The sequence below is a fragment of the Bacteroidota bacterium genome, assembly GCA_026391695.1.
Taxonomy (GTDB): domain Bacteria; phylum Bacteroidota; class Bacteroidia; order Bacteroidales; family JAGONC01; genus JAPLDP01.
In genome coordinates this window covers 44,597-51,184 of record JAPLDP010000025.1, presented here as the reverse complement: position 1 = coordinate 51,184, position 6,588 = coordinate 44,597, and the positions used below count along the sequence as shown (strand labels likewise).

The 6,588-nt window shown below is 35.4% G+C and carries 6 protein-coding genes and 1 pseudogene; 1 reads left to right on the top strand and 6 read right to left on the bottom strand.

All coding sequences use genetic code 11. From position 1 onward, the window contains the following. Positions 1-190 precede the first annotated feature (190 nt). Together NT175_02495 and NT175_02490 are read right to left on the bottom strand one after the other, a co-directional pair. Entirely contained in the window at positions 191-712 is a 522-nt protein-coding gene (locus tag NT175_02495) for a hypothetical protein (protein ID MCX6233578.1), read from the bottom strand. A gap of 11 nt (positions 713-723) precedes the next feature. Next, the gene (locus tag NT175_02490) at positions 724-2,271 is read right to left on the bottom strand and encodes an RHS repeat-associated core domain-containing protein (protein ID MCX6233577.1); all 1,548 of its coding nucleotides are present in this window, start codon (positions 2,269-2,271) and stop codon (positions 724-726) included. Between the two features lie 200 nt (positions 2,272-2,471). Here NT175_02490 and NT175_02485 point away from each other — a divergent pair, with 200 nt between their 5' ends. Continuing rightward, positions 2,472-3,578: an IS4 family transposase gene (locus tag NT175_02485; protein ID MCX6233576.1), complete on the top strand. Its 1,107-nt coding sequence runs from the start codon at positions 2,472-2,474 to the stop codon at positions 3,576-3,578. On the opposite strand, the gene NT175_02480 is transcribed toward NT175_02485, so the two are convergent. From NT175_02480 to NT175_02465, 4 genes and pseudogenes are all read right to left on the bottom strand, one after another. Further along, complete coding sequence (locus NT175_02480) at positions 3,575-3,994, bottom strand: hypothetical protein (GenBank protein ID MCX6233575.1); 420 nt, start codon at positions 3,992-3,994, stop codon at positions 3,575-3,577. The genes NT175_02485 and NT175_02480 overlap by 4 nt on opposite strands. Positions 3,995-4,141: 147 nt before the next feature. Next, entirely contained in the window at positions 4,142-4,876 is a 735-nt protein-coding gene (locus NT175_02475; GenBank protein MCX6233574.1) for a hypothetical protein, read from the bottom strand. Between the two features lie 219 nt (positions 4,877-5,095). Further along, positions 5,096-5,278 (bottom strand): annotated as a pseudogene (locus NT175_02470) (transposase). A gap of 148 nt (positions 5,279-5,426) precedes the next feature. Continuing rightward, positions 5,427-6,469 (bottom strand): IS5 family transposase gene (locus NT175_02465; GenBank protein ID MCX6233573.1). Its coding sequence is split into 2 segments (ribosomal slippage): positions 5,427-5,957 and positions 5,960-6,469, totalling 1,041 coding nucleotides; the frame shifts between segments, so codons are not numbered across the junction. Positions 6,470-6,588: the final 119 nt, after the last annotated feature.

Genomic DNA, 6,588 nt, shown 5'->3' with positions numbered 1-6,588 from the left:
TGATGATCAAATATTTCGACGCGTTGCATAAATCAAAAATGAAAAACGAATAACATTGAAGTGCAAGAGCTTAATAAAAAATCTTTAAGATAAACAGGCTAATAATGAAAGCATAAATTTAGGTGCGAAACTTTAGTTATTTATATTTCCTATCCTGATTGGAAACCACTTCGAGGCATTGAGGAAAATATTAACCTATCATTATTGAATTCAAACAATCATCTAGGATATCTATTATATAATCTGGTTCTCTTCCCATTTTAAAAATCACAAAATAAAATATTTCATAATTCTCCTTATTTCCAGCCTGTTTCTTATCTTGTTCATTTGATTCAATAAAAACTTTATATACCGAGCAACTCCCTAACTTTTCAATAGCAATATGATTTATCTTACGATGTGTAAAATAGAGATCTCGCAACCGAATAAGTGTATAAGATATATTTTGAGGATTTTCACAATAATTTTTTTGAAAAAGCAAACAACTATCTTTGCTTAAATTCCTTTTAAAGCATTGAACATCCAGATTATAGCCTTCAAATAGACTTTCTCGATCAATATATTTATGATATGTCGCTATTGAAATTGAATCATTATTGATATCATTTAAGAAATTTTGTATTAATATAATTTGCCTATTAGAAATCGTATCATCCTCATAATTAGAATTAAACGATCCAGGAAATAATAGAAGCAGCAACATTAGTTTCATAGTTTTGTAATTTAATGCCAATAAACTCTTAAAGGAATTGGGCCATATCTATTTATATGGTTTTGAATAAAACTACTTAGTTGATTCAATCGTAAAGCATTTTCTTGAATGCCGGGACATCCTGCTGTTCCATCATTTAGCCACCACATTCCTAAAGAATTACCATCCGGGTGTATACTGTATCCATAGTGACCATTTGGAAGCCTATATGGCTCTATCTTCGCAAACCATCCTATGCCATCACGAAAATAGCTTGGATTGTCCTTAATATTAACATCAAAAGAAATATGTGTAATAGAATAGTCATAGTTTTGAGATAAAGGGCTGTAATTACTTGATCCGCATCGAGTCAAATAAAGATCATTGAATACTTGAGTGCCATCTGAATAATTATCATAAATGTGCAATCCTTCATCATCAATACAAGAACTAGAATTTTCATACCAGGGATTTAATTTGCTTCTTAGTCCCTCCGTATTCAATTCTATTCTTTGTTCTGGTATATTGAAGTCTATTCTTTCGGAAGTAATTCTGAGTGCGCCCTTCCAATTTGGCTCTCCTGTCCAAAAGTTTCTATCTTTTGCAGCAGCAGCAATTCCCCCACCGATACCACCAAATGTTGCACCAATAAGTGCCTGTCTCCATGTAGCATCAATTCCTTTGGATAAAGACTCTCCCAGATTTTTACCTGCCACCACACTATTACCAGTGCCAGTAATAAATCCATTCGTCGCGCCAGCCGCTCCACCCATAGAGGCTCCGGTTATAAATCCATAAGCACCATCAACAGCACATGTTCCTAAAAATCCGGCTCCAAATGATCCACCCATGAATAACGATCCGATACCAGCTCCAACTCCTGCAGCTGCGGCTCCTGCAACAGCGCCTACGCCAAAGTATCCCAATCCTTGCCAGAAGTTGTCAATATTACCCCAGTTACTTATCAGGTTCATTGTCCCCCCAATGATTGCCCCAATAATAAGATGAAGAAACTCCCCATTGGGATCGGCGTATTTCAAAGGATTATTCAGTGCATAACTGTACCGGTTAAAATTCTGTCCATTTTCCGGTGCTTGCACAAAAGGATCAGGGCTTATGAAACATCCAAGCCAAGGATCGTACACGCGACCGTTCATGTTTATCAGGTTAAAAACATCAAGGTGTTCATGACCCGTAAATCCCCGATCGAATAAAAACGAAACCGGCACATTTTCGTATGTCCAATCGGTATGATTACGCCTCCGTCCCCAGGGATCAAAACTATAAATCTGTTCTACATTATTGTACTCAGCTACTATCCCGTTATCGGAGGTAATACAATAAATAGAGCCCAGATAATCCTTGTAGATGTAATACATAATATTCTCATTTCCCTGCTGGACATAAATTGCAAAAAGGCCATCACCTCCAATTAAGTAATGCATTTTACGATCGGGAGCAGACTTGAATTTTTCAATTTCGCAATCGCTGCCAATATAGTATTTGGTCTTATATACTACCCGATTAATTGAAAATTGTGTTTTTTTCCTGACTTCATCAGGTCCATACAAAAATGACATTTCTAAAGTGCTGACATCATCCGGTTGATCTATTGTTTGTGTTATTTTTTTGACTTTATTGAAAGTCCACTTAGTACATGACAAAAAATTATAATAATTTGATAATCAATAATTTATGTTAATAACTCGGTGATAACTATTTGAAATAAAATGATATAAAATCCTGATATTCAGTATCCTAGGTGAAAATATCTATGCATATGACACCAAGACACACAAACACCAGGGTTGAGAGTAAAAATAGTATTTTATTCGATGCATTATCAAAAATTTTCGGGAACAAAATGAATTTGGCCCGAATAAAGTTCTTTGGCTTATTTATTTGTGCTCTTTGCAAGGTACAAACTGTTTGCTTTGAGAAACTGGCTACCGGTTTTGATTTGGATGCTAAAGTTGATTCTTCCTTACGCAGAATTCAACGCTTCATCGCGGATTATGTGTTGGATACACGGCTTATTGCCCGCTTTGTTTACTCCTTATTACCGCTTAAGCCGCCCTATCGCCTGACAATGGATAGAACCACTTGGAAATTCGGATCATCAAATATCAATATACTGGTTCTTGCGATTGTTTATCAAGGTGTGGCCTTCCCAATCCTGTATAAGATGATGCCCAAATTTGGCAACTCTTCCACCCGGGAACGCATTGAACTCATGGAGGATTTCATTGAACTGTTCGGCATCGACAGTATTGAATGTCTGTTGGCAGACCGGGGGTTTGTCGGAGATCATTGGCTGACCTATCTCAATTGTCGGCATATCCGGTATTACATTCGAATACGCAAGAACTTTTGGGTTGTTATACCTAAAAACGGACATCGGGTAAAAGCTTCATGGCTGTTTAACCGTTTAAAGATCAATCAGTATGAATTTTACCGGGGGATCGTTTACGTGAATGGTCAACTTTGCTATTTGTCAGCATCAAAGATCAAAAACAGACATGGTATACCGGAACTCCAGATCATTGTTTCGTTCAATAAACCCGATCAATCGCAATCATTATACAAAGAACGTTGGCAGATTGAATCTGCATCTAAAGCACTTAAAACAAGTGGTTTCAATATTGAAGATACCCACTTGACAGATATTAATCGTATTAACAAACTCCTTGCATTGGTGCTTTTCGCTTTTACCTGGGCGTACCTTGCAGGAATTTTTTTAGACTCGCTTCGCCCAATCAAGATTAAAAAGCATGGCAGAAGAGCTAAAAGCTTGTTTAAATATGGTTTAACTTATCTCGCAAGTGTGTTGTTTTCCAATGATATAAATAAATTTATTGAGTGTTGTAAATTTTTGTCATGTACTTAGTGCAAACATTTACTTTGATCGGGTTTTAAAAAAGTTCGTCCGCTTGATTTATCGTGCCATGGTTGATAGGTATGGCACAATTCCATCGTGGAGATAATATGAACCACTCCGGGGTGGATGCCTCGTTGCTTGATCTTATCCGCAATGATTTGTTCCTTCCGGGTAGCCGCTTTACGGATAAATTCAATATTTACCGATTGTTCTGCCGCTTTACGGTTGGCGTTTTCCTTGATCATTTCTTTGAAAGGTTCCGCAAATCGAGCATAATCGAAAATACGTATTCCATTTCGGTTTAAATAAGCTGTCATTCCCTGTTCGTAAGAGAGCTCTGGCAATGTGCCAGTAAGAATAAGCCGATCATAATATCCAAGTTCAAAACTGATTTTGTCCTGATATCTTTGTGTCAATAGTTCCATTCATGCAAGGTACGATTTTCCCTCTTTGGTTCTGGCTTGTCCAGGTTAGGTTTTCTTCGTTCAATAAGCTGTTACCAATGCCATATATGAAGCTATTAGTAATACTCAAAAGGTCTCCTCTCACAAACTCGCTTGAAACACTCGCCATTACTTTTTGAGTATGGGTGAAGGTAAAAACAGCGCTTCCTTACAGGAAAAGCATCTCCTTGTACTATTGAATACCTTCCATTCTTTTTGTTGGGAATCATATACTTTTATGCTATCCCAATCCAAGTATTTAACCTTTATATATTTAAGAGCCCATTTATTTGAATAAACTGACGACATCCCTTCAGGAAAATAGGATTCAATAATATATTTCCTTTTATTTTTTAATGTTACAATTTGTATTGTTGAAAAACTTAAAGCATAAATCTCTATTTTGACTTTTATGGAATCGCTATTTAAGGACTCAAAATCAATCATTAAACAACCATTTACATCAGTCGATGATTTTATTTGTACATTATCGTTTTCTTCTAAGCTTGAAATGATAACAGCAGAACAAATAATTGGAGTACCATCGGCATGTTGAACACATAATTTAACACTGTCAGAAAAACTAGTATCTTCAACTTCATATACTCTCGATGATATTCTGTTGAAGTCCAAATGGTTAATTATGAATTTAGATTTTTTTTGTGAATAAGATCCTATTCCATAATTGTAATTTATGAAAGCACCATTATTAAGAAAGCGATATGCTAAAGAATCATAACCGATACAAAACATCTCATTTTCACTATTAAAATATAGGTTATTATTAAAGTCCTGAGAATATGATTTATTAGTCAGAAAATTAATTAAAAATAGAAGCAATAATTTAACATATCTAGTCAACATAATAAATTATTTTAGGGCACCTCTAAAAACAGGTTTTAGCCCGGTTAATAATACAATAAAGGTATAACGAGACCTTTGCAAAATGATCGATGTTTACCTCAGTTGAAGTTTTAGCTTATTTTTTCGTTGAAATTTTCTTTTTAACCTTCGTTTTTTCAAAAAATTTCCAATTTTACTTGATTTTTATCCCAAATTTGGCCTTTTTTGACCTTTTCTTGTTTATTTGACACATTTCGCCACTACTAATCCAGGTGACCGCTTCAGATTATAAGCTATAGCTTCCATTACATGTTGTCCATGTGTTTTTGCAAGCCCTTTATATCTTGCCAGTCCCGCTCCAAACCACCGGCTCATCCCTCCAAATGTTCGCTCCACCACCCATCGGCTTTTGCTTATTAGTTTAGGGCACCTCTAAAAACAGGTTTTAGCCCGGTTAATAATACAATAAAGGTATAACATTGTTTTTTTAAAAACAAACTTTTACCCCCCCTATTTTTATATACTTATATATCAATGACTTACAAAAGACATCGTTCACATTTGGGCACACTTATCCCCCGTAACCTATCTTTTGCAGTTGAATATACCGAAATAAATTGTATGTCAAATTTATTAACCCTATCTGTGACTCCGCCCGTATCTTGCCTATACAACGAATATATGAACCATGCATACTATTTTCCACAAATCCAAATATATGCTCTATCCGCACTCTTACGGAAGACTTTTTTTTATTGTTTTTTTTCTGTACTTCTGTTAACGGTTTATTTCGGTAACCTTTTTCGTGTGTGCAGTTTTTCATTTTGTTCTTTGAAATGGCTGCTTCTACAGTTGGGCCTGTATATGCGCTATCTCCATACATTTCCTGATCCGCATCTTTTTCTTCCATAATATCCGGTACAGTTGTGGAATCGTGAACGGATGCATCTGTTACCGTATACTTTTCTATCAACTTGCTTTTTTGATCACTCTTGATATGATTCTTGTATCCATAGAAAGTTTCATCGTTTTTCTTGGTCCATCTATCATCTATGTCTTTCTGCGATAGTTTGTGCCGATTTTCCAACCACTTTTCCCGGGCACGTTGCCTTCTTTGATTTGTTTGTTTTCTGCTCTGCTATTTCTTTGTCTTGGTACCTCAACAAAACTGGCATCTATTATTTTCCCTTCCTTACCAATATATCCCTCTTTTTCCAACAATTCTTCAAATGTATGGAATAACTCTTCCGTCTTTCCTGATTTTGTTACAGTTTCCTTAAACAACCATATGGTTTTACTATCTGGTACTTTATCGCTTAACTCCAAATCCAAAAAACGCATGAATGTTAACCGGTCCAATATCTGGTATTCTGTCTGATCATCCGACAAATTATAATACCTTTGCAATATCAGTATTTTGAACATCAACAGATATTCATATGGAGTTCTGCCTCCTATCCCTTTTTCTTCCTTTCTAAAAATGTCTTCTAATAGGGGACGGAATAGTTCCCAATTTATCTTCTTTTTCAACAATAACAATGGATCGCCTTGTTTGGATAGCTTGGTTAACCGAAATTCTTCGTCAAATAAGCCTCTCGCATTTTTATTCTTCATAATTTCAATACTTTCTACTAAAGATAAGGCTTTCCATTATACAAACAAATATATTTTGTTAACAATCAATTGTTTACAACTACCAAAAATTCAAAACACCTTGCCTGATAAGCATTGTA